The sequence below is a fragment of the Pseudomonas sp. 1D4 genome, from assembly GCF_001728925.1.
GTDB lineage: Bacteria > Pseudomonadota > Gammaproteobacteria > Pseudomonadales > Pseudomonadaceae > Metapseudomonas > Metapseudomonas otitidis.
Map to the genome: position 1 here is coordinate 49,387 of NZ_LXJQ01000003.1, position 20,445 is coordinate 69,831.

The window sequence follows — 20,445 nt, forward strand, 5'->3', positions numbered from 1 at the left end:
GTCATATGCTCGCCGCCATGAACAGCACCCGACTCGACAAGCGTGACCTCATCCTCGCCAAGGGCACCCAGGTGATGACCCGTGCCGGCTACCACGGCACCGGCGTGCAGGAGATCGTCCAGGCCGCCGGCATCCCCAAGGGCTCGTTCTACCACTACTTTGCCAGCAAGGAAGACTTCGCCCTCCAGGCCCTGGACTACCTGTACCAGCCGCGTCTCGAGCGCTATGCACAGGCGCTGTCCGACTCGGCGAAAAGCCCGTGCCAGCGGGTGCTCGACTACTACGGCGAGCTGGTCAGCCACTTCACCCGCCACGAGAGGCTGGAGTACCACTGCTTCATTGGCAGCCTGAGCTTCGAGATGGCCGAACTGTCGCCGGCCATCGGCGCCCAGGTGGACGCCATTCTGCAGCGCTCGGCGGACATCCTCCAGGCTTGCCTGGAAGAGGCCCAGCGTGCCGGCGAACTCCCGGCCGATGAAGACTGCGCCAACCTCGCCGGCTTCATCGCCAACGCCTGGCAGGGCGTGCTGACCCGCCTCAAGGTCGGTGCCGGCGCCCGGCCCCTGCTCGATTTCATGACCCGCCTGCAGCGCCTGCTGCGGGTGTGACCCCCTAAAGCCTTCAAACGAGACGACCGGTCACTTGGCCGGAATCAGGAGACCCCGATGACCGCATCCGTAGACGCCCTGTTCGCCCCCTTTCGCCTCGGCGCCCTGGAGCTGCCGACCCGCGTGGTGATGGCGCCCATGACCCGCTCTTTCTCCCCGGGCGGCGTGCCCACCGAGCAGGTGGTCGAGTACTACCGCCGCCGTGCCGCGGCCGGTGTCGGCCTGATCGTCACCGAAGGCACCACCATCGGCCACCAGGCCGCCAACGGTTACCCCCATGTCCCGCGCTTCTACGGCGAGGACGCCTTGGCCGGCTGGAAGCAGGTGGTCGATGCCGTGCACGCCGAAGGCGGCAAGATAGTCCCGCAGCTGTGGCACGTCGGTAACGTCCGTCGCCTGGGCACCGAGCCGGACGCCAGCGTCCCCGGCTACGGCCCCAGCGAGAAGCTCAAGGACGGCCAGGTGGTGGTCCACGGCATGACCCAGCAGGACATCGACGACGTCGTCGCCGCCTACGCCCAGGCCGCCCGTGACGCCAAGGCCATCGGCATGGACGGCGTGGAGCTGCATGGCGCCCACGGTTACCTGATCGACCAGTTCTTCTGGGACGGCACCAACCCGCGCACCGACGGCTACGGCGGCAGCCAGGCCAACCGCTCGCGCTTCGCCATCGAAGTGATCAAGGCCGTGCGCGAAGCCGTCGGCCCTGACTACCCGATCATCTTCCGCTTCTCCCAGTGGAAGCAGCAGGACTACACCGCCCGCCTGGTGCAGACCTCGGAAGAGCTGGAAGGCTTCCTCAAGCCGCTGTCCGAGGCCGGTGTGGACATCTTCCACTGCTCCACCCGTCGCTTCTGGGAGCCGGAGTTCGAAGGCTCCGACCTCAACCTGGCCGGCTGGACCCGCAAGCTCACCGGCAAGCCCACCATCACCGTCGGCAGCGTCGGCCTGGATGGCGAGTTCCTGCAGTTCATGGTCAAGACCGACAAGGTCGCCCAGCCGGCCAACATCGAAGGCCTGCTGGAGCGCCTGAACAAGCAGGAGTTCGACCTGGTGGCCGTGGGTCGCGCCCTGCTGGTGGACCCGGACTGGGCGACCAAGGTCCGCGAAGGCCGCATGCAGGACATCTTGCCGTTCAGCCGCGACGCCCTGACCAGCCTGGTCTGAGCACGACCCCCGGTGCGCCGGCCTGGCCGGCGCACCCATTTCCAGCCCCGTCTCGTGCGGGGCTTTTTTGTGGCTACGGTTTTTGCAACTCGCCGGCGCCGAACGCTCTGAGGCAGCAAGTCATGAGCGCACTCGGTGGTCGTGCTTGCCAAGAGGGTGAGGCAGGGAAACTGCCCCTTCAGGAGGCCGAGCGCAGTCGTTGCGTAGGGGGACGAGCGGCATGGATGCCGCGAGAGGCGCGTCAGGCCATGGATGGCCCATCGCGCTGGCCCCCGTAGCAGCGACGGAGCGAGGGAAGTCCCGCGCAGCGGGACCCGGATGGCGGGGCGAGCCTTTTTGGTTTCTTTTTTGGCGATTGAAAAAAGAAACTCGCCTGGGAAGGCGAAACAAAGAACATCCGCAGAACTCGATAATCAGCTTTGTCCCTCAACTAGTGGGCTAGGGCACGGCCTTCGACACGCCACCCTCACCACAAACCCTCAATCGGTTGGGCTGACTTGTCCCGGACGAAGGCGCATGGTCCGGGCACCACAACAAGCGGCCGGTCCACCGGCCCTAGGAGTCGTCCCATGCGCACCGGATTGGTGGTGGATGCTACCTGCGATCTGCCTCAGGCCTTCATTGCGGAGCGGGGCATCCGCGTTCTGCCCATCCGTATCCGCCTCGGCCAGGACACCCTGGTGGACCGCCGCATTCCCGAAGTCACCGGGCGTTTCTACGTCGACCAATTGCCCCGGGTCGGCCCCGGCGATGGCAGCGAGCCGCTGAGCGCTGCGGAAACCCAGGCCTGGTTCCTGGAGGAGCTGGTGACCCAGTACGACCACGTCATCTGCCTGACCCTTTCCGCCCAGCGCAGCGCCATCTTCGAGCACGCCACCCAGGCTTCCTTCGGCCTACTGCAGTGCTACCGCGAGCGGCGCAGTGCGGCCGGGCTGGCCACGCCGTTCGCCATGCGGGTGATCGACGGTCGCACGCTGTTTGCCGGCAGCGCGGTGCTGGCCGCCGAGGCCGTGCGGCTGATTGCCGGGGGCGGCCACCCCAGTGCCGTGCGGGCCCGGCTGGAGCAACTGGCCGAGTCGGTGTGTACCTTCCTCATCGCCGATGACCTCGGCCACCTGCGCAAGCGTGGCTTCCAGAAGGGCGAGCGCAGCGGGTTGCTGGACCGTATGCGTGGCGCGGCCCTGGGGATCGGTTCGCTGCTGGACGTGAAACCGGTGATCAGCGTGCAGCAGGGCGAGGACAAGCCCGTGACCCTGGCGCCCAGCTTCGAGCGGGCGGCGGAGAAACTGTTCGCCCACGCCTGCGCACGGGTGATGGCAGGCGACCTGTTGGCGCCGCAGCTGTGCATCAGCTATGCCGGGGAACTGTCCCTGGTGCGTGACCTGGCGGGCTTTGCCGAGCTGGAGGCGGCCTGCCTCGCGCGAGATGTGGTGCTGCAGGTGGCGATGCTCAGCCCCACCGGCGCCATCAACCTCGGGCGTGGTGCCCTTAGCCTGGCCTTCGCCGCCCCGGCCCGGCCGTTCGGCTGATGCCTCAGGGCGAGGGCGGCTGCAGGCGAGCTTCGGCGGGCAGGGCCGTCTCGGCGGGGCCCACGCTGCGCAGGTGCTGCTCGAACTGCTGGACGATGCTGTCCCAGCCCTGGCGGCCGGCGTGCTGGCGGGCGTTGAGGCGCACCCGGCGCAGGGTCTCGTCGTCTTCCAGCAACCAGCAGGCGGCATCGCTGAAGGTAACCGGCTCGTCGGGCACCGCCAGGGCGCCGTTGTGCCCATGGCGGATGTGCTGGGCGGCGGCAGCCTGGTCGAAGGCCACCACCGCCAGGCCCGAGGCCAGCGCCTCCAGCACCACGTTGCCGAAGGTCTCGGATTGGCTGGGGAAGAGGAACAGGTCGGCGCTGGCGTAATGGCGGGCCAGTTCCTCGCCGCGCTGGACGCCGCAGAACAACGCCTCCGGCAGCTCGGTCTGCAAGGCAGCGCGCGACGGGCCGTCACCCACCACGATGAGCTTCAGGCGGCGCTGGGGATGGGCCTTGCACAGGGCCTGGAAGGTGGGCGCCAGCAGCCGCAGGTTCTTCTCCGGGGCCAGGCGGCCGACATGCAGCACGGCGATGTCGTCCGGCTCCAGCCCCCAGGCTTCCCGCAGGCCCTGGCAGCGTCGGGCCGGGGTGAACAACTGGCCGTCGACACCGCGTGCCAGCAGCGCCAAGCGCTCGAAGCCGCGACGGCGCAGCTCTTCGCTCTGGCTGGCGCTGGGCACCAGGGTCAGTTGCGAGGTGTTGTGGAACCAGCGCAGGTAGTTGGTCAGCAGGCGCGTCAGCACGCCCATACCGTAGTGGCCGGTGTACTGCTGGAAGTTGGTATGGAAGCCGCTGATCACCGGCACTCCCAGGCGCCGAGCCGCACGCAGGGCGGACAGGCCGAGGGGGCCTTCGGTGGCGATGTAGAGCACGTCCGGGCGGCGTTGCTTCCAGCGTGTCAGCAGCTTGTGCAGGCTCGACTGGCCCCATTGCAGCCCGGGGTAGCCGGGCAGTGGCCAGCCGCGCACCAGCAGCAGCTCGTCACTGCTCTTCACGCCCTGGTCCACGGCCTGGCGGGGTCGCACCAACTGCAACTGGTGCCCGCGTGCGCGCAGGCCCTCGCACAGTCGCGACAGGGTGTTGGCGACGCCGTTGATTTCCGGCAGATAGGTTTCGCTGACAAGGGCGATTCGAAGGGCAGGCAGGCTCATGGCTTCAGTGTCGACGCCCGCCGTTTAGCCTGTGTGAATTTTATGTGACCGACCGGTGACGGCAGGTGAGGGCGGCGCGGGCCCGGCCCGCGCCGGTGCATCAGCGGGGCAGGGCCTTGTCGCCGCCTTCACGCACCCAGAACAGGGTGGCGCCGGCAACGGCGGCGGGCATCATCACGATGTTGACGAAGGGGATCAGCAGCGCCAGGTACACCGAGCCGCCGAAGCCCAGGCTCTGCCAGCGCTTCTCGCGCAGCCAGGCGAGCATCTCGTTCCAGCCCAGCTTGTGGTTGTCCGCCGGATAGTCGATGTACTGCACGGCCATCATCCAGATGCCGAAGACGAACCACAGCGGCGTGCTCACCAGGTTCACCACGGGGATGAAGCTGAGAATCAGCAGGCCCGCCGCGCGCGGCAGGAAGTAGCCCAGTTTGCGCAGTTCGCGGCCGATGGTGCGCGGCACCATGGCCACCAGTTCGGCCCAACTGAAGGGCGGGAAGTCGTCCTGGCCGCGTACCACCACTTCCACCTTCTCGGCGAGGAAGCCGTTGAAGGGCGCAGCGATGATGTTGGCGATCATGGTGAAGCTGAAGAACACCAGCAGCACCACCAGCACCACGAACAGCGGCCAGATCAGGTATTCGAGGAAGCTCGCCCAGTCGGGCAGGCTGGGCATGAAGGCATCGACCCAGCCACCGAATTCGCGCATGGCGAAGCCGATCAGGGCGATGAACAGCACGAGGTTCAGGGTCAGCGGCAGCAGCACGAACAGGCGCAGGCCGGGACGGAGGATCAGTTTCAGGCCTTCGCCGAGGTATTGCGGGCCGGACAGGGCAGGGGCGGTCATCGGGCGCTCCATGAGAGGGGACTGGCGGACCTTACCGACTTTGTCGTGGCGGTAAAAGCGCTGGCGTCACACGCCCACCCGGCGATAGGGGCGCCCTATCGAGGGGATAAGCAATGCACATTTCCGTGGCCGGGGGCGGCGTCGGTAGCCTTGCCAGCATTTTCGGGGGCTCGCCGGCTCCCGCTGGTTCGTGAGGCCGCTGCATTCCCTTAGCCTTCCCCTAGTGCTCGCAGCGGCCTCTTTTTATTACCTGAGGTGTCCGCCATGTCCGTCACTCGCCACGCCCGCGTCATCATCCTCGGCTCCGGTCCCGCCGGTTACAGCGCGGCCGTCTATGCCGCCCGCGCCAACCTCAAACCTCTGCTGATCACTGGCCTGCAGGCGGGCGGGCAACTGACCACCACCACCGAGGTGGACAACTGGCCGGGCGATGCCCACGGGCTCACCGGGCCGGCGCTGATGCAGCGCATGCAGGCCCACGCCGAGCGCTTCGAGACGGAGATCGTCTTCGACCACATCAATGCCGTGGACCTGGCCGGCGAGCCCTTCACCCTGGTGGGGGACAGCGGCACCTACAGTTGCAACGCGCTGATCATCGCCACTGGCGCCAGCGCCCGTTACCTCGGGCTGCCCTCCGAGGAGCGCTTCATGGGCAAGGGCGTATCCGCCTGCGCCACCTGTGACGGCTTCTTCTACCGCAACCGCGAGGTGGCTGTGGTGGGCGGCGGTAACACGGCCGTGGAAGAGGCGCTGTACCTGACCAACATCGCCAGCAAGGTGACCCTGGTGCACCGCCGCGAGACCTTCCGCGCCGAGAAGATCCTGCAGGACAAGCTCCGCGCACGCATCGCCGAAGGACGCATTGTGCTCAAGCTCAATGCCGAGGTGGACGAGGTGCTGGGCGACGAGATGGGCGTGACCGGCGTGCGCCTGCGCGGCCGCGACGGGCAGATGGACGAGCTGAAGGTGGACGGCCTGTTCGTCGCCATCGGCCACACGCCGAACACCTCGCTGTTCGAGGGCCAACTGGCCCTGCGCGACGGCTACGTGGTGGTCAACGGTGGGCGCGATGGCAATGCCACTGCCACCAGCGTGGCCGGGGTTTTTGCCGCCGGTGACGTGGCCGACTCGGTGTACCGCCAGGCCATCACCTCCGCCGGCGCCGGCTGCATGGCGGCGCTGGACGTGGAGCGCTACCTCGACGCGCTTTGAGGGGGCGTCAGACCCAGGTGTTGATGGGCAGTTCGGTCAGGCGCAGGGTGCGGGCATCCAGGCGCAGGAACTGCCCTTCGAGGCGGGTGGCCAGGCCCCGGTCGTCGAGGGTCAGTTCGCCGCCCGCGTCGCCTTCCTGCTCCCAGTGGTACCGGCTCAACTGCGCGTCGCGCTTCACGCAGCGGTAGCGCTGTGGGCGCGCCTGCACCGTCAGGGTGGGCAGGTCGATGTGCGCCACCCGATGGGTGTGTTCTTCCCAGGTCTCCAGCGGCTTGCCCAGCAGGATCGGGCTGTGGGTGAAGGGGCTGGCGCCCAGCATCACCTGGTCGCAGTGCTCCAGTTCCGGGCAGGGCTGCCCGTCCAGGCTCCAGCGGCCGTCGTCGTCACGCTGCAGGCGCAGGCTGCGGGGGCCGTGGTCGTCGACCTTCAGCCAGAGTTGGCGGAAGCGCCATTCAGGGTCGTAGTCGAGCACATAGGTGGCGGCGAAGCTGCTGCCGCCGCGGCTCTGCATGAGGTGGCTGCTGACGTGGACGCCATCGGCGGCACGGTGCAGGCGCAGGTGCTCCACGCCAGGGTGGGACCAGGGTTTCCAAACGAGGGTCTGTTGCATCCATGCGACTCCGAAACTGCACGGGAAGGGGGAACGCTCAACGGGTGTTGGGCGTAGGACACCTTCCCTGGTGTTCCCGTTACGTCGCGTAGGATACGTTGTTCCTTTCGTGACGTATGTCAGCGTTCTCTGACAGATGAGCCGCGCGTTGAGCGCCGCCCCTAGGCGCCTCAGGCTTTGCGTTTGAGCGGTTCGCCGTCGAATCGAACGCCGTCCAGGCCGCTCTTCATCAGGGCGCGGATGTTGCCGTGATCGCTGCCCTCGGGGGTGGCTAGCACGGCGCGGTAGTGCTCGCCGAAGGCCAGCAGAGCCTCATCGCGGCTCAGGCTTTCCAGCATGGCCAGGCCCAGGGTCTTGCAGGAGCCTTCGTTCTGTCCGGCGGCGTTCTCCACGCCGCCGTTGACGAAGGCGCAGGGCTGGTAGTCGTAGCCGGCGGCGATGAAGGCCAGGGTGTCGGCGAAGAGGTGCTCGCCACTGGCCAGGCGGCTACGGAATGCATTCAGGTCGTTCATGCTTTGTTCGCTTTGTCGAAGGCCGCTTGCTGCTCGGCGCTGGCTTCTTTCTGGTACTTGGCCTTCCAGTCGGCATAGGGCATGCCGTAGATCTCTTCGCGGGCCTGCTCGGGGCTGACTTCGACGCCGAGGTCGTCAGCGGCAGCCTTGTACCACTTGGACAGGCAGTTGCGGCAGAAGCCGGCGAGGTTCATCAGGTCGATGTTCTGCACGTCGGTGCGGCTGCGCAGGTGCTGGACCAGCCGACGGAAGGCGGCGGCTTCGAGTTCGAGGCGCTGTTGCTCGTTCATCGGAGGACTCCTTGGGATCGGTGAGGAGGGCGCGGCGATGATAAGAGCCGCTCCCGGGGACGGCAATGCCCGGCGCGGGGCCGGGCAGCGGGGATCAGCGATGGCCGGCGAGGGTGATCGACACCGACTCGGCGAAACGCAGGGCGTGGGGCTTGTCCACTTCCACTTCGGCGTAGCGCACCCGCGGGTTGGTCATCACCAGGTCGAGGATCTCCTGGGTCAGGCGCTCCAGCAGGGCGAAGCGGTTCTCTTCGACGTGCTGGATGATGGCCTTGGTGATGGTGCGGTAGTTCAACGCATGGTCGATGTCGTTGAAGTCCACCGCGTCGGCGGCCGGGTAGAGGATGGTGAGGTTGATCAGCACATCCTGCTTGTTGAGGATTTCCTCCTCCTTGATCCCGATGTAGGTACGCAGGCGCAGGTCCTTCACGCGGATCCGCGCCATTCCTGGCTCCAGTCTCGGCATGCTCAGCTCCGTCCGATGAGTTTGAGGAATTCCTGGCGGGTACTCGGCGATTCGCGGAAGGCCCCGAGCATGACCGAGGTGGTCATCACCGAGTTCTGCTTCTCCACGCCGCGCATCATCATGCACATGTGCTTGGCCTCGATCACCACGGCGACGCCGGCGGCGCCGGTGACGCGCTGGATGGCCTCGGCGATCTGTCGGGTGAGGTTCTCCTGGATCTGCAGGCGGCGGGCGAACATGTCGACGATGCGCGCCACCTTGGACAGGCCGAGCACCTTGCCGGTGGGAATGTACGCCACGTGCGCCTTGCCGATGAAGGGCAGCAGGTGGTGCTCGCAGAGGGAGTAGAGCTCGATGTCCTTCACGGTCACCATCTCGTCGTTGTCGGACGAGAACAGCGCGCCGTTGACCACTTCCTCCAGGCTCTGCTCGTAGCCACGACACAGGTAGCGCATCGCCTTGGCAGCCCGCTTGGGCGTATCCAGCAGGCCTTCGCGCTCGGGGTTTTCACCCACGCCCATGAGGATTTCCCGGTAGTGGGAGGACAGGTCGTCATTCATCTTGGCAGTCCGTACGGCCGGTTCACTTCAGGTGGCGGCCGCCATTGAGGGTTAGCGTCGTTCCGGTGACGTAGGGGTTGTCCAGCAGGTAGCGCAGGCCCTGGTACACGACTTCCGGCCCGGGCTCGATGCCGAGGGCGGATTTGGCCAGGGTCTTGGTCCTGTAGGTGGCGTCGTCACCGGTGTTGAACATCACCAGCGCCGGCGCGATGCCGTTGACCTTGATGGCCGGGGCATAGCGGGCGGCAAAGGAGAGGGTGAGGTTGTCCAGCCCGGCCTTGCTGGCGCAGTAGGCGATGCGTTTCTCGCTGCCCTTGCGCGCCACGTCGTCGCTGATGTGGACGATGTCGGCCGGACCGCCGTGGCGCAGCAGCGCCTCGGCATGCAGGTTGATCAGGTAGGGCGCCAGCATGTGCACGCTGAACATCCGCTGGAAGGCCTCGGCCTCGTGGCCGGGCGCTTCGGTGAGCCAGTCGGAGGCGTTGTGCACGATGGCTCGCAGGTGCGGCGTAGCGGCCTTGAGCTGTTCGATGAAGGCGAGGATGCCGGCTTCGTCCGAGAAGTCCGCCGCGATCACGCAGGCGCCGCGCTCACGCAGCCGGTGCACGCCTTCGCGCTCGGTGCGGTAGCTGATGATCACCGGCTGGCCGTCGTCCAGCAGGCGTTCTGCGCAATGCAGGCCCACGCGCTGGCTGGCGCCGGTAATCAGGATGGGAGCGGCCGAAGGGCTCATGGGGGCCTCGTGGCAGGGCGATACCCCGGGCTGGGGCGGAATGGTGAAAACTTATACCAGAAGCCTGGGTTTGTACAATTCTTGGCGCTGAAGAAATCCGAATTCCGACCGTGAATTCAGCCAAGTCCTTGATTCGTGTGGGGTTATATAAAAAGAGAGGGTGCCGTAAGGTTGTACAGATTTTGCCTCTGTACAACCTTTGTGACGTTATCGGGAGGGGGCCGTGAAGCCGGGGCGGCGGGTGCGGGAAGCCGGTGTGTTCAGCCAGGGGGCCAGCAGGCGGGTGGATAACGGGATGAACCAGTAGGTCATCAGCGGCGTCAGAACCAGCGTGCTGATAAAGACGCGTACCAGCAGGTCGAGTCCACCGAGCCAGGGGCCGAACAGCAGGTTGAAACCCAGCGAAACCGGGAAGAAGGCCAGCCAGATGGCGATGCTCTGCTTCCAGCGAGGCGGCCGGCGGTCAGCATTGCCGAACCAGGCATCCAGGCCCAGCGCGCGGTGCTCATGAGGGCGGTCGAAGAGGCCGGCACCACGTTCCAGCCAGGCACGGCGCGAGGCGGAATGCTCCCAGGCGGCCAGGGTGGGCTCGTCGGCGAAACGGAAGATCATCTGGAATTCGTCGTCGTTGGGCGGCGGGGCCAGGACGCCCGAGCCGAGGTAGCCGGGGAAGTCGGCGGCCAGTTGCTCGCCTTCGCGCAGCCAGGCCATGAAATCGTCGTAGCGCTCGCGGGTGACCCGGCGCGCCACCATGAGGGTGACGGGATCGGCAGACATCGTGTATCTCCAGTTGCGGGCGCTGCCCAGGGTGGGGGCAGCGCGGGAAGCGGCCCGGGGTGGTGGGCCTGCTCCCTTTCAGAGGCAAGGATTATTCCTGTTTCGGCTGAATACGCCAGTGCCGCGTGCCGGGGGCCGCCGGATGGCAACCGGACAGTGAAAGTCGGCTCGGTGCGCGCCAATGGCGCATGCCGCACCGCATCCGGGCACTGAGCAAGGAGCCGGGCCTGGGTTAAACTCTGCGCTTTCAAGCCCAGACCTTTTGCCATGACCGATAACGCAGCCATCGCCATGCAGCAGGAAGAACTCTTCCCGATCCGCGAAGTCTCCCGCCTCACCGGCGTCAACCCGGTCACCCTGCGCGCCTGGGAGCGTCGCTACGGGCTGATCCAGCCGACCCGTACCGACAGCGGCCACCGCCTCTATTCCTATGCCGACGTCGAGGCCGTGCGCAGCATCCTGGCCTGGATCGACCGCGGCGTGCCGGTCAGCAAGGTCGGGCAGATCCTCGCCCGCAGCGCCTCCACCCGGGCCCCCGCCCCGGTGCAGCCGGCCGCCGCCATGGCGGAGTGGGGCGAGTGGCAGGCGCAGTTGCGCCGGGCGCTGTCGGCCTTCGACGGCCCGGCCCTGGAGCGGCTCTATGGCCAGGTGTTCTCCACCTACCCGCTCACCGTGGTGTTCCAGGACGTGCTGATGCCGCTCTGGCGCGACCTGCTGCTGCGCCAGGATGAATACGGCGTGGCCAGCGAATGGGCCTTCTTCGACGCCTTCCTGCGCGGGCGCGTGTTGCAGCGCCTGCAGTTGTCACCGGGGGATGGGGAAGATTGCGTGGTGGTCGCCCCGCTGCAGGGCGAGTGCCGCGAGCTGGAGCTGCTGGTAGCGGCCTTGCTGCTCAGCCATGGCGACTGTGCAATCCGTGTGCTGGGTCTGGATCAGCCGTTCCAGGAGCTGCCGCTGGTGTGCGAGAAGATCGCGCCCCAGGCGCTGGTGGTGTTCTCCAACCACCCGCCGGCGGACGACCTGGCGGCGCGCCTCGGGCGCCTGGCGCTCTCGGTGGAGTGCCCGCTGGCCCTGGCCGGCGAAGCCGCCGACCTGATCGGCAGCGCCCTGGAACGTAGCCCGGTGGCGACTCTGGGCAGCGAGGGTCGCACCATGCAACTGCGTCTGCGCCGCCTGCTGGACGGCCATCTGGACACCTGACAGAACCTGGAAGAACCCGCTGCGCCGCCGCAGCGGCCTCGCCTGCCTTGACGCCTCAGCCCTCCAGTTCCGCGATGCGGGCCTTCAGGGCCGCCACCTCCGCCTCGAGTTCGCGCACGCGCTGGCGTGCCTCGACCTCGGGGCTCACGTCCTTCTGGATGCCGATGTAGTACGTCAGTTGATCCGCCTCGTTGTGCACCGGGGTGATGGACAGCTCGTTCCAGAACACGCTGCCGTCCTTGCGGTAGTTGCGCAGGATCTGCCGGCTCGGCTCGCCCTTCTTGATCGCCTGGCGGATCGCCGCGAGGCCGAGCTGGTCACGGTCGCCTGCCTGCAGGAAGCGGCAATCGCGGTAGAGGATGTCGTCCTGGCTGTAGCCGGTCAGCCGTTCGAACGCCGGGTTCGCATAGATGAGGATGTTGTCGTCGCCTTCCTGTTCGGCGACGACGATGCCGTCGTTGGAGGCTTCGACCACCAGCTGGAGCAGTTTGGCGTTGATCATGACGAGTTCCTGGTTCGAGGTGCAGGGATTCTAAAACATCGGGGGCGGACTGCCAGTTGCGGCATAATGCGATTCATTTCGCGCTAACAGGAGAAGTCATGAAAGTCGCCATCCTATCCGGCTCGGTCTACGGCACCGCCGAAGAAGTCGCCCGCCACGCCGAGCGGCTGCTCAAGGCCGCCGGCCACGAGGCCTGGCACAAGGCCGGGATGACCCTCGACGAACTCAAGGCCTTCGGCCCCGAAGCGTTCCTCAGTGTGACCTCCACCACCGGCATGGGCGAGCTGCCCGACAACCTGCTGCCCCTCTACCACGTCCTGCGTGACCAGCTTCCCGACTGGCGCGGCCGTCCCGCCGCCGTGCTGGCCCTCGGCGACTCCAGCTACGACCAGTTCTGCGGCGGCGGCGAGATGATGCGTGAACTGCACGCCGAACTGGGCCTGCGCGAGGTGCAGGAGATGCTGCGCCTGGACGCCAGCGAAACCGTCACCCCGGAAGTGGACGCCGAGCCCTGGATCGCCCGCTTCGCCGCTGCACTCAGCGCCTGATGCACCCGCGCGCGGCGTACCTCATCGAAGCCCTGCAACTGGCCCCGCACCCCGAGGGTGGCTTCTACCGCCGGGCGTTCGAGGCCGAGGGCAGCCTTGCAGATGGTCGTTCGATGTCCTCGTCGATCTTCTTCCTCCTGCCCGCCGGTGGCATCAGCCGCTGGCACCGGGTGGATGCCGACGAGACCTGGCACTTCTACGAAGGCGACCCGCTGGAGCTGCTGATCGCCGACGACCCCCAGGCCCTGCGCCGCGAGCGCCTCGGGCCGGTGGGCGAGGGCAGCCTGCCGCAGCGCACCGTGCGCGCCCATGCCTGGCAGGCGGCACGCGCCCTCGGGGCCTACACCCTGGTGGGCTGCAACGTCGCCCCGGCCTTCGAGTTCGATGGCTTTCGCCTGCTCGCCGACGACCTCGACGCCCAGCGCCAGTGGCCGCTGCTGGATCGGCAATTCCTCTAGCCTGCTGCGCCGCCTGATGCCGTCAGCGGCGAATATTCCTTCAACAGATCCAGCCAGGCCTGCGCCGCCCGTGACAGGTAGGCGCCCTGTCGCCAGACGAAGGCGATGTCCCAGCGCAGATCCGGCTCCACCAGCGGCACCCGGCGCAGGCCCGGTCGTTCCAGCGTGCGGGCGACGATGCGCGGCAGCAGCACCACGCCCTGGCCGGCGGCCACCAGCGCCGCGAGGAAGTCCGCCTGCCCGCTGCGCCCCACCTCCCGTGGGGTGAAGCCGGCCTGGCGACACGCCAGCAGCAGGCGGTCGTTGAGGGTGAAACTCTGCTGGTAGAGCAGGAAGGGCGCGTCTCTCAACTGCGCCAGGGCGATGCCGTCACACCCCGCCAGCGCATGGGCTTCAGGCAGCAGCACGTCCAGCGGCTCGTTGCAGAACGGCTGGAAGGCCAGCGCCGGATCGTTGGGCGTGAGGCTGCCGCCTATGTCCAGCTCACCGCGCAGCAGCGCCTCCTCCATCAGCTTGCTGCCGCCCTCGAACAGCCGCACCACGATGTTCGGGTAGCGCTGCCGGTACGCGGCGAACAGCTCGGCGAACATCACCTCGCCCCCCAGCAGCGGCAGGCCCAGGCGCAGCTCGCCCCGGGCCAACTGGCTGAGGTCGTCCAGCTCGCTGTAGAGGTCCTGGCGCAGGCGCAGCAACTCGTCCGCCCGGCGCAGCACCAGGGTGCCGGCGTCGGTCAAGCGCAGGTGCGGACCGTTGCGCTCCAGCAGCAGCACCCCCAGGCGCTGCTCCAACTGGGCCACCTGCTTGCTGATGGTGGACTGGGTGGCGTGCAGGGTCTTGGCCGCCTGGGTGAAGCCGCCCTGGCGGACCACTTCGACAAAACTGCGCAACTGGTGAAATTCCATCGCTATTCCAATCTCGAATGGGAGCAAGTCGAACAATTCGCTTTTGGGATGATAGGCCCGGCCCTAAGCTGCACGCCATCACAGGAGTGCATCCCATGTCCCGCGCCCGCCTCAGCCACCTGTCCCGCCTCGTCCTGCAACTCGTCGTGCTCATCGCCCTCTACCTGCTGGGTGGCCAGATCGCCGCCTGGCTGGCCTGGCCGATTCCCGGTGGGGTGATCGGCCTCGGCCTGCTGCTGGCCGCCTTTGCCAGTGGCTGGGTGCAGCCCGCAGCGTTGCAACTGGGTGCCGGGCTGCTGATGGCGGAGATGCTGCTGTTCTTCATCCCGGCGCTGATGAGCCTGCTGGACTACGGCGCGCTGCTGCGCAGCGAGGGCTGGCGCATCCTGCTGGTGATCGGCGTCAGCACGTTGCTGGTGATGCTCGCCACCGCCCTGACCGTGGAACTGGTGTGCCGCTGGAGTGAACGCCATGAGCACTGATCCGATGGCCTGGTTCTGGCTCGCCCTGACCCTCGGCGGCTACCTGCTCAGCCGCTGGCTGTACCGACGCAGCGGGCGCTACCTGCTGTCGCCGCTGATCCTGGTGCCGGCGCTGCTGCTGGCGGTGGCCGTGCCGTTGCACACCGCCTATGCCGAGTACGCCGGGCTCACCCACTGGCTGATGCTGCTGCTCGGCCCGGCCACGGTGGCCTTCGCTGTGCCCATCTGGCAGCAGCGCGCCCTGCTGGCCCGGCATTGGCCGGCGCTCTCGCTGGGCATGCTGATGGGCAGCAGCGTGGCCATCGCCAGCTCCTGGTGGCTGGCCCAGGCCCTGGCCCTGGAGGCGCCGGTGAGCCGCTCGCTGGTGCCGCGTTCGATCACCACGCCCTTCGCCATGCCCCTGGCCCAGGGCCTGGGCGGCGTACCGGAGCTGACGGCGGTGTTCGTGATGATCACCGGCGTGTTCGGCGCCCTCGCCGGCAGCCTGCTGATCCGCTTCCTGCCGCTGCGCAGCAGCCTCGCCCGGGGCGCCCTGTTCGGCGTCGGAGCCCACGGCGCCGGGGTCAGCCGGGCCCAGGAAGTGGGGCGCGAAGAGGGCACCGTCGCCGGCCTGGTGATGGTCCTGATGGGGCTGCTCAACCTGTTCGCCGCACCCCTGCTGACCCACCTGCTGTGACTCCCTCGGTCATCAGGATGGCTGCCAAGGCGACTCGCGGGGTGGCCCGGCCTCGCTAGACTCCGGTCACCCACAACAACAACGAGGTGATCGCCGTGACCGCTGCCCAGACTCCGCCCAGCCCCTCCATCAAGGACCAGGTCTCCGCCGCCGAGTGGCAGACCCGCGTCGACCTGGCCGCCTGCTACCGCCTGATCGCCCTGTACGGCTGGGACGACCTGATCTTCACCCACATCTCCGCCAAGGTGCCCGGCACCGAGGACTTCCTCATCAACCCCTACGGGATGATGTTCCACGAGATCACCGCCTCCAGCCTGGTGAAGGTCGACCTGGCCGGCAACAAGCTGATGGACAGCCCCTACGACATCAACCCCGCCGGCTACACCATCCACAGCGCCATCCACGAAGTGCGCCACGACGTCGGTTGCGTGCTGCACATCCACACCCCGGCCGGCATCGCCGTCTCGGCGCAGAAGCAAGGCCTGCTGCCGCTCTCCCAGCAATCCCTGTTCGTCCTCGCCAGCCTGGCCTACCACGGCTACGAAGGCGTGGCCCTGCACCACGAGGAGAAGGCCCGCCTGCAGGCTGACCTCGGCAGCGCCAACTTCATGATCCTGCCCAACCACGGCCTGCTCACCGCCTTCGGCAGCATCGCCGACGCCTTCCTCGGCATGTTCACGATGCAGCGCGCCTGCGAAGTGCAGGTGATGGCCCAGAGCGGCGGCGGCGAACTGATCCACATCCCGCAGCAGATTCTCGACGGCGCCCGGCAGATGCTCGCCGGCGTCATGAAGAGCCCCACCGGCATGGGCGGCGCGCTGCCGTGGCCGGCGCTGCTGCGCAAGCTCGACCAGCAGAACCCCGGGTACCGCGACTGATGGCCCTGCCGGGTATCCCCCTGGGTGACTGGCGCGCCCAGGGCCGCGACCTGCTGTTCCAGCGCCACCGCATCCGCTACTGGGCGGCCGGGCAGGGCGAGCCGCTGCTGCTGATCCACGGCTTCCCCACCGCCGCCTGGGACTGGCACTACCTGTGGCAGCCCCTGGCCGAGCGCTACCGGGTGATCGCCTGCGACATGCTCGGCTTCGGCGACTCCGACAAGCCGCGCGGCCACGACTATCGGCTGCTGGAACAGGCCGACCTGCAGCAGGCCCTGGTGCGCCACCTGGGCATCGACGGCCCGGTGCACCTGCTGGCCCACGACTACGGCGACAGCGTCGCCCAGGAACTGCTGGCACGGCACCACGAAGGCCGCGCCCGCATCGCCAGTTGCGTGTTCCTCAACGGTGGCCTGTTCCCCGAGGCCCACCACCCGGTGCTGGTGCAGAAACTGCTGCTCAGCCCCCTGGGGCCCCTGATCGGCCGGTTTTTTTCCCGCGCCAAGCTGGGGGCGAACTTCGGCAAGATCTTCGGCCCGGCGACCCAGCCTTCGGCAGCGGAACTGGACGACTTCTGGAGCCTGGTGGCCGCCCACGATGGCCCGGCGGTGATGCACCGGCTGATCCGCTACATCCCCGAGCGCCGCGAGCAGCGCGACCGCTGGGTGGCCGCCATGCAGAAAGGCGGCGTACCGCTGCGGATGATCGACGGTGTCGTCGACCCCATCTCCGGTGCCCACATGGTGGCGCGCTACCGTGAGCTGATCCCCGAGCCCGACACCGTGCTCCTCGAACACATCGGCCATTACCCGCAGACCGAGGCACCGAACCAGGTCCTGCAGCATTACCTGGCGTTCCGCCAGGCCCTGGAGAGCGCCCCATGAGGCGACGTCGACTCCTGCAACTGACCCCCTCGGGGGCGTGGCCGCTGCAGGCGCCGGCTACTGGACGTTCGCCTAGGGGCGCTTCCCGGAGCCGTCCGGTAGTGCATTCGGAATAATCCGGCAGCCTGCCAGCGGCTCCTCGGCCTAGCATCGCGGCCTCACTTTCCAAGATGCGCCCGGGCTCAGTGCCCGGGCTCGGAGGTCACATGCTGTACAAGCTGCTGGTGCTGCTGCATCCCTTCTTCCGCATCGCCGGGCGTGGCCTGGCGATCCTCCTGCTGCTGGCCAGCTTCGGCCTGGTGGCCTACGCCGCCTACTACGAGAACGCCCCCTGGGTCTGGTTCAGTTGCGTCGGCTGCTTCGTCGCCTGCCTGCTGGTGACCCTGCTCTGCACCTTCTACAACTGGTGGCTGTTCAAGCTGCGCCCGCGTGGCGCGCTGTTCATGCCCTTCGACTGAGCCGCCGCCGGGCGCTCTGCGACGCGCCCGGCCATCCCCCGCCGTTATCGCCCACCATTCATGGCCGTCGACCTTTCTTGTCGGCTGGGCAGCACTGCAGGACACTCGGCCGATACCCGAAACTGCCCTGGAGTCCATTGCATGAGCGAATCGATCCGTTTCGAAGACAAAGTGGTCATAGTCACCGGCGCCGGTGGCGGTCTTGGCCGCGCCCATGCCCTGCTGTTCGCCAAGCACGGCGCCAAGGTGGTGGTGAACGACCTGGGCGGCAGCACCCATGGCGAGGGCGCCAACGCCTCCGCCGCCGACCGCGTGGTGGCCGAGATCCGCGAAGCGGGCGGCACCGCCGTGGCCAACCATGACTCCGTCACCGACGGCGACAGGATCGTGCAGACAGCCCTGGATCACTTCGGCCGCATCGACGTGGTGGTCAACAACGCCGGCATCCTGCGCGACAAGACCTTTCACAAGATGGAAGACGCCGACTGGGAGCTGGTCTACAAGGTCCACGTCGAAGGCGCCTACAAGGTCACCCGCGCTGCCTGGCCGCACCTGCGCGAGCAGGGCTATGGCCGGGTGATCTTCACCTCGTCCACCTCCGGCATCTACGGCAACTTCGGCCAGTCCAACTACGGCATGGCCAAGCTCGGCCTCTACGGACTGACCCGCACCCTGGCCATCGAAGGCCGCAAGAACAACATCCTGGTCAACGCCATCGCCCCCACCGGCGGCACCCGCATGACCGAAGGCCTGATCCCGCCCCAGGTGTTCGAGCAGCTCAAGCCCGAGCTGGTCAGCCCCCTGGTGGTGTTCCTCGGCAGCGAGCAGTGCCAGGAAACCTCCGGCCTGTTCGAAGTGGGCGGCGGCTGGATCGGCAAGGTGCGCTGGGAGCGCAGCCTGGGCGCCGGCTTCGATCCGCGCCAGGGCTTCAGCGTCGAAGACGTGGCTGCCAGCTGGCAGCGGATCTGCGACTTCGAAGGCGCCGCCCACCCGGCGGACAACGTCGAAGCCCTGAAGGAAATGATGGCCAACCTGCAGAAATACACGGGTTGATCCCGCCAGACTCCTAGGGGATTCCGCCAGCAGGCTGAACAGCTCCCCGGGAACGCACTAGGGTGAAGGCCGGCAATCTTGCCGGCCTTTTTTATTGTGGTGGCCGCCTGTGTTGCTGTTCCTGCGGTGTACTTCATGCAGACACCTGTGGTGGTTAGAGCTTGGAGGTTGGAGCGGGGAGAGTGGCCCCTTCAGTAGGCCGAGCGGAGTCGTCGTGTAAGGGGATGAGCGGCATGGATGTCGCGAGAGCGCTGCCGGGCCAGGGATGGCCCGTCAGCGCGTGCCCCTGTAACGATGATGGAGCGAGGGAACCCGGCGTAGCCGGGCCGTATGCAGGGGCGAGTTTTTTGATTCCTTTTCAACGATTGGAAAAGGAATTCGCCCGGGGGGGCGAAACTGGAAACCTCCGCAGAACTCGATAGTGAGCTTGGTTTTGTGGTCCTTCAGCAGCACCTGATTGAGAACGCTCTTTTCTTCTGTCATTCGCCCAAGGAGTCCCCGATGAGCATCCGCGTCGAAAAGCACGGCCCCATCACCACCCTGACCATCGACCGCCCGCAGGTGCGCAACGCCGTCGACCGCCCCACCGCCGAGGCCCTGGCAGCGGCGCTGCGGGCCTTCGAGGCTGACGATGACGCGCGGGTGGCGGTGCTCACCGGCAGCGGCGGCACCTTCTGCGCCGGGGCCGACCTGGCGGCGGTGGCCGAAGACGGCGAGCGGCGCAACCGCCTGGAGGTGGACGGTGACGGGCCCATGGGGCCGAGCCGCATGCAACTGGCCAAGCCGTTGATCGCCGCCATCGAAGGCCATGCCGTGGCCGGCGGCCTGGAGCTGGCGCTGCTGGCGGACCTGCGGGTGATGGCCGCGGACGCCGTGCTCGGTGTGTTCTGCCGGCGCTTCGGCGTGCCGCTGATCGACGGCGGCACTGTGCGCCTGCCGCGCATCGTCGGCCAGGGGCGGGCGCTGGACCTGATCCTCACCGGGCGCCCGGTGCAGGCCGACGAGGCGCTCGCCATCGGCCTGGTGAACCGCGTGGTGCCGGCCGGGTCGGCGCTGGAGGCGGCGCAAGCCCTGGCGCGGGAGATCGCCGCCTTTCCGCAGCGCTGCCTGCTCGCCGACCGCGCCAGCGCCTATGCCCAGTGGAACCTGCCGTTCGAGGCCGCCATCGCCCATGAATTCGAGGGCGGCCTGGCGGTTATCCACAGTGGCGAAACCCGCGCCGGCGCCCAGGCCTTCAGCGCCGGCAAGGGGCGTCACGGGCAGTTTTCCTGACGGCGGGTTGTGGGCACAGATTCGTTCGCTGAACACCGTCCGTGGGAGCGGTTTCAACCGCGAATTGGCAGGCTCGGTGTGACCGATGGCATTTGTTTGGTGGAGGTAAAGAGCGACCTCCGCCCAACGCCTGGCATCTGCCACGGCGCTTCTCCTGTAGGGGCGAATTCATTGGCTCTGTCTGCGTTAAGTGTTGCTGGAGGATTTGGAGCCCGGTTGATTGCCGAGTCTTGCTGATGGGGTCTGTTTCGCCTTGCCGGGCGAGTTTCTTTCTTCAATCGCCAAGAAAGAAACCAAAGAGGCTCGCCCCTGCATACGGCCCGACCGCGTCGGGTTCCCTCGCTCCATCATCGTTTCAGGGGCCCGGCGTAACGGGCCATCCATGGCCCGGTACGCCTTTCGCGACATCCATGTCGCTCAACCCCTGAAACGACGATTGCGCTCGGCCTCCTGAAAGGGGCGTTTGGCCGCTGCTCCAACATCGATGCTCAATACTTCACGTTGATGTGCGCATCACCACCGGGTGGACGCCGTGGCTGGCGGCTTTCGTAGGATGGTGTAGAGCGAAGCGAAACCCATGCGGTGGGTGTGCCAGGAATCTAGAATCGTCCTGAAAGCGTCGTGCT

At 67.4% G+C, this 20,445-nt stretch carries 25 protein-coding genes; 14 read left to right on the forward strand and 11 right to left on the reverse strand.

The genetic code is table 11. From position 1 onward, the window contains the following. Nucleotides 1-17 precede the first annotated feature (17 nt). The 3 genes from A7D27_RS02365 (at nt 18) to A7D27_RS02375 (ending at nt 3,304) form a co-directional block, all read left to right on the forward strand. The gene (locus A7D27_RS02365; RefSeq protein WP_170832266.1) at nt 18-608 is read left to right on the forward strand and encodes a TetR/AcrR family transcriptional regulator; all 591 of its coding nucleotides are present in this window, start codon (nt 18-20) and stop codon (nt 606-608) included. 57 nt (nt 609-665) lie between these two features. After that, complete coding sequence (locus A7D27_RS02370) at nt 666-1,775, forward strand: NADH:flavin oxidoreductase (protein ID WP_069563977.1); 1,110 nt, start codon at nt 666-668, stop codon at nt 1,773-1,775. A 569-nt stretch (nt 1,776-2,344) separates the two neighbouring features. Continuing rightward, nucleotides 2,345-3,304: a DegV family protein gene (locus A7D27_RS02375; protein ID WP_069562291.1), complete on the forward strand. Its 960-nt coding sequence runs from the start codon at nt 2,345-2,347 to the stop codon at nt 3,302-3,304. Nucleotides 3,305-3,308: 4 nt separating this feature from the next. Here the strand turns inward: A7D27_RS02375 and A7D27_RS02380 are convergent, their stop codons facing one another. Both A7D27_RS02380 and cysZ read right to left on the reverse strand, forming a co-directional pair. After that, nucleotides 3,309-4,499, reverse strand: coding sequence for a glycosyltransferase family 1 protein (locus tag A7D27_RS02380; RefSeq protein WP_069562292.1), 1,191 nt, complete (start codon nt 4,497-4,499; stop codon nt 3,309-3,311). 100 nt (nt 4,500-4,599) lie between these two features. Then, entirely contained in the window at nt 4,600-5,346 is a 747-nt protein-coding gene (cysZ, locus tag A7D27_RS02385; RefSeq protein ID WP_069562293.1) for a sulfate transporter CysZ, read from the reverse strand. A gap of 264 nt (nt 5,347-5,610) precedes the next feature. On the opposite strand from cysZ, the gene trxB reads away from it, so the two are divergent. Continuing rightward, a complete protein-coding gene (gene trxB / locus A7D27_RS02390) occupies nt 5,611-6,558 on the forward strand; it encodes a thioredoxin-disulfide reductase (protein WP_069563978.1) in 948 nt (315 codons plus the stop codon). 7 nt (nt 6,559-6,565) lie between these two features. Here the strand turns inward: trxB and A7D27_RS02395 are convergent, their stop codons facing one another. The 7 genes from A7D27_RS02395 to A7D27_RS02425 form a co-directional block, all read right to left on the reverse strand. Then, nucleotides 6,566-7,168, reverse strand: a complete 603-nt coding sequence (locus A7D27_RS02395) for a putative glycolipid-binding domain-containing protein (RefSeq protein WP_069562295.1) — start codon at nt 7,166-7,168, stop codon at nt 6,566-6,568. A gap of 170 nt (nt 7,169-7,338) precedes the next feature. After that, nucleotides 7,339-7,680 carry a HopJ type III effector protein gene (locus tag A7D27_RS02400; protein WP_069563979.1) on the reverse strand — a complete coding sequence of 114 codons (342 nt, stop codon included), beginning with the start codon at nt 7,678-7,680 and terminating at the stop codon, nt 7,339-7,341. Further along, entirely contained in the window at nt 7,677-7,970 is a 294-nt protein-coding gene (locus A7D27_RS02405; protein ID WP_069562297.1) for a DUF1244 domain-containing protein, read from the reverse strand. The genes A7D27_RS02400 and A7D27_RS02405 overlap by 4 nt, the downstream gene beginning before the upstream one ends. Nucleotides 7,971-8,064: 94 nt before the next feature. After that, nucleotides 8,065-8,436 (reverse strand): dihydroneopterin triphosphate 2'-epimerase, encoded by a 372-nt coding sequence (folX, locus tag A7D27_RS02410; RefSeq protein WP_069562298.1) that lies wholly within the window; start codon nt 8,434-8,436, stop codon nt 8,065-8,067. A gap of 2 nt (nt 8,437-8,438) precedes the next feature. Then, complete coding sequence (gene folE, locus A7D27_RS02415) at nt 8,439-8,996, reverse strand: GTP cyclohydrolase I FolE (protein ID WP_044411428.1); 558 nt, start codon at nt 8,994-8,996, stop codon at nt 8,439-8,441. Nucleotides 8,997-9,018: 22 nt separating this feature from the next. Next, nucleotides 9,019-9,729 (reverse strand): dihydromonapterin reductase, encoded by a 711-nt coding sequence (gene folM, locus A7D27_RS02420; protein WP_069563980.1) that lies wholly within the window; start codon nt 9,727-9,729, stop codon nt 9,019-9,021. 207 nt (nt 9,730-9,936) lie between these two features. Beyond that, complete coding sequence (locus tag A7D27_RS02425; protein WP_069562300.1) at nt 9,937-10,506, reverse strand: antibiotic biosynthesis monooxygenase; 570 nt, start codon at nt 10,504-10,506, stop codon at nt 9,937-9,939. 267 nt (nt 10,507-10,773) lie between these two features. Between A7D27_RS02425 and A7D27_RS02430 the strand changes: the two genes are divergently transcribed. Beyond that, on the forward strand, nt 10,774-11,706 hold the full coding sequence (locus tag A7D27_RS02430) for a MerR family transcriptional regulator (protein WP_069562301.1): 933 nt from the start codon (nt 10,774-10,776) through the stop codon (nt 11,704-11,706). Between the two features lie 55 nt (nt 11,707-11,761). Here the strand turns inward: A7D27_RS02430 and A7D27_RS02435 are convergent, their stop codons facing one another. Continuing rightward, a complete protein-coding gene (locus A7D27_RS02435) occupies nt 11,762-12,208 on the reverse strand; it encodes a PAS domain S-box protein (RefSeq protein ID WP_069562302.1) in 447 nt (148 codons plus the stop codon). Between the two features lie 98 nt (nt 12,209-12,306). Between A7D27_RS02435 and A7D27_RS02440 the strand changes: the two genes are divergently transcribed. Together A7D27_RS02440 and A7D27_RS02445 are read left to right on the forward strand one after the other, a co-directional pair. After that, complete coding sequence (locus A7D27_RS02440) at nt 12,307-12,756, forward strand: flavodoxin (protein ID WP_069563981.1); 450 nt, start codon at nt 12,307-12,309, stop codon at nt 12,754-12,756. Then, a complete protein-coding gene (locus tag A7D27_RS02445) occupies nt 12,756-13,214 on the forward strand; it encodes a cupin domain-containing protein (RefSeq protein WP_069562304.1) in 459 nt (152 codons plus the stop codon). The genes A7D27_RS02440 and A7D27_RS02445 overlap by 1 nt, the downstream gene beginning before the upstream one ends. Here the strand turns inward: A7D27_RS02445 and A7D27_RS02450 are convergent. Continuing rightward, on the reverse strand, nt 13,211-14,116 hold the full coding sequence (locus A7D27_RS02450; protein ID WP_069563982.1) for a LysR family transcriptional regulator: 906 nt from the start codon (nt 14,114-14,116) through the stop codon (nt 13,211-13,213). The two genes, A7D27_RS02445 and A7D27_RS02450, sit on opposite strands and share 4 nt — an antisense overlap. 95 nt (nt 14,117-14,211) lie before the next feature. Here A7D27_RS02450 and A7D27_RS02455 point away from each other — a divergent pair, with 95 nt between their 5' ends. The 7 genes from A7D27_RS02455 (at nt 14,212) to A7D27_RS02485 (ending at nt 19,819) form a co-directional block, all read left to right on the forward strand. Beyond that, nucleotides 14,212-14,598: a CidA/LrgA family protein gene (locus A7D27_RS02455; protein ID WP_069562306.1), complete on the forward strand. Its 387-nt coding sequence runs from the start codon at nt 14,212-14,214 to the stop codon at nt 14,596-14,598. Continuing rightward, the gene (locus A7D27_RS02460) at nt 14,588-15,274 is read left to right on the forward strand and encodes an LrgB family protein (protein WP_044411400.1); all 687 of its coding nucleotides are present in this window, start codon (nt 14,588-14,590) and stop codon (nt 15,272-15,274) included. Before A7D27_RS02455 ends, A7D27_RS02460 begins: the two co-directional genes overlap by 11 nt. 95 nt (nt 15,275-15,369) lie before the next feature. Next, nucleotides 15,370-16,152, forward strand: coding sequence for a class II aldolase/adducin family protein (locus A7D27_RS02465; RefSeq protein ID WP_069564032.1), 783 nt, complete (start codon nt 15,370-15,372; stop codon nt 16,150-16,152). After that, on the forward strand, nt 16,152-17,036 hold the full coding sequence (locus A7D27_RS02470; protein ID WP_069563983.1) for an alpha/beta fold hydrolase: 885 nt from the start codon (nt 16,152-16,154) through the stop codon (nt 17,034-17,036). The genes A7D27_RS02465 and A7D27_RS02470 overlap by 1 nt, the downstream gene beginning before the upstream one ends. Before the next feature lie 206 nt (nt 17,037-17,242). Further along, the gene (locus tag A7D27_RS02475; protein WP_069562308.1) at nt 17,243-17,494 is read left to right on the forward strand and encodes a hypothetical protein; all 252 of its coding nucleotides are present in this window, start codon (nt 17,243-17,245) and stop codon (nt 17,492-17,494) included. Nucleotides 17,495-17,635: 141 nt separating this feature from the next. Beyond that, nucleotides 17,636-18,547: an SDR family oxidoreductase gene (locus tag A7D27_RS02480; RefSeq protein WP_069563984.1), complete on the forward strand. Its 912-nt coding sequence runs from the start codon at nt 17,636-17,638 to the stop codon at nt 18,545-18,547. Between the two features lie 501 nt (nt 18,548-19,048). Then, a complete protein-coding gene (locus tag A7D27_RS02485; RefSeq protein WP_069563985.1) occupies nt 19,049-19,819 on the forward strand; it encodes a crotonase/enoyl-CoA hydratase family protein in 771 nt (256 codons plus the stop codon). Nucleotides 19,820-20,445 lie beyond the last annotated feature (626 nt).

Excerpts from the sequence above, each read along its gene's own strand:
- A7D27_RS02365 (WP_170832266.1), top strand. The coding sequence starts at position 18 with ATGAACAGCACCCGACTCGACAAGCGTGACCTCATCCTCGCCAAGGGC.
- A7D27_RS02370 (WP_069563977.1), top strand. The coding sequence starts at position 666 with ATGACCGCATCCGTAGACGCCCTGTTCGCCCCCTTTCGCCTCGGCGCC.
- A7D27_RS02375 (WP_069562291.1), top strand. The coding sequence starts at position 2,345 with ATGCGCACCGGATTGGTGGTGGATGCTACCTGCGATCTGCCTCAGGCC.
- A7D27_RS02380 (WP_069562292.1), bottom strand. The coding sequence starts at position 4,499 with ATGAGCCTGCCTGCCCTTCGAATCGCCCTTGTCAGCGAAACCTATCTG.
- cysZ (WP_069562293.1), bottom strand. The coding sequence starts at position 5,346 with ATGACCGCCCCTGCCCTGTCCGGCCCGCAATACCTCGGCGAAGGCCTG.
- trxB (WP_069563978.1), top strand. The coding sequence starts at position 5,611 with ATGTCCGTCACTCGCCACGCCCGCGTCATCATCCTCGGCTCCGGTCCC.
- A7D27_RS02395 (WP_069562295.1), bottom strand. The coding sequence starts at position 7,168 with ATGCAACAGACCCTCGTTTGGAAACCCTGGTCCCACCCTGGCGTGGAG.
- A7D27_RS02400 (WP_069563979.1), bottom strand. The coding sequence starts at position 7,680 with ATGAACGACCTGAATGCATTCCGTAGCCGCCTGGCCAGTGGCGAGCAC.
- A7D27_RS02405 (WP_069562297.1), bottom strand. The coding sequence starts at position 7,970 with ATGAACGAGCAACAGCGCCTCGAACTCGAAGCCGCCGCCTTCCGTCGG.
- folX (WP_069562298.1), bottom strand. The coding sequence starts at position 8,436 with ATGCCGAGACTGGAGCCAGGAATGGCGCGGATCCGCGTGAAGGACCTG.
- folE (WP_044411428.1), bottom strand. The coding sequence starts at position 8,996 with ATGAATGACGACCTGTCCTCCCACTACCGGGAAATCCTCATGGGCGTG.
- folM (WP_069563980.1), bottom strand. The coding sequence starts at position 9,729 with ATGAGCCCTTCGGCCGCTCCCATCCTGATTACCGGCGCCAGCCAGCGC.
- A7D27_RS02425 (WP_069562300.1), bottom strand. The coding sequence starts at position 10,506 with ATGTCTGCCGATCCCGTCACCCTCATGGTGGCGCGCCGGGTCACCCGC.
- A7D27_RS02430 (WP_069562301.1), top strand. The coding sequence starts at position 10,774 with ATGACCGATAACGCAGCCATCGCCATGCAGCAGGAAGAACTCTTCCCG.
- A7D27_RS02435 (WP_069562302.1), bottom strand. The coding sequence starts at position 12,208 with ATGATCAACGCCAAACTGCTCCAGCTGGTGGTCGAAGCCTCCAACGAC.
- A7D27_RS02440 (WP_069563981.1), top strand. The coding sequence starts at position 12,307 with ATGAAAGTCGCCATCCTATCCGGCTCGGTCTACGGCACCGCCGAAGAA.
- A7D27_RS02445 (WP_069562304.1), top strand. The coding sequence starts at position 12,756 with ATGCACCCGCGCGCGGCGTACCTCATCGAAGCCCTGCAACTGGCCCCG.
- A7D27_RS02450 (WP_069563982.1), bottom strand. The coding sequence starts at position 14,116 with ATGGAATTTCACCAGTTGCGCAGTTTTGTCGAAGTGGTCCGCCAGGGC.
- A7D27_RS02455 (WP_069562306.1), top strand. The coding sequence starts at position 14,212 with ATGTCCCGCGCCCGCCTCAGCCACCTGTCCCGCCTCGTCCTGCAACTC.
- A7D27_RS02460 (WP_044411400.1), top strand. The coding sequence starts at position 14,588 with ATGAGCACTGATCCGATGGCCTGGTTCTGGCTCGCCCTGACCCTCGGC.
- A7D27_RS02470 (WP_069563983.1), top strand. The coding sequence starts at position 16,152 with ATGGCCCTGCCGGGTATCCCCCTGGGTGACTGGCGCGCCCAGGGCCGC.
- A7D27_RS02475 (WP_069562308.1), top strand. The coding sequence starts at position 17,243 with ATGCTGTACAAGCTGCTGGTGCTGCTGCATCCCTTCTTCCGCATCGCC.
- A7D27_RS02480 (WP_069563984.1), top strand. The coding sequence starts at position 17,636 with ATGAGCGAATCGATCCGTTTCGAAGACAAAGTGGTCATAGTCACCGGC.
- A7D27_RS02485 (WP_069563985.1), top strand. The coding sequence starts at position 19,049 with ATGAGCATCCGCGTCGAAAAGCACGGCCCCATCACCACCCTGACCATC.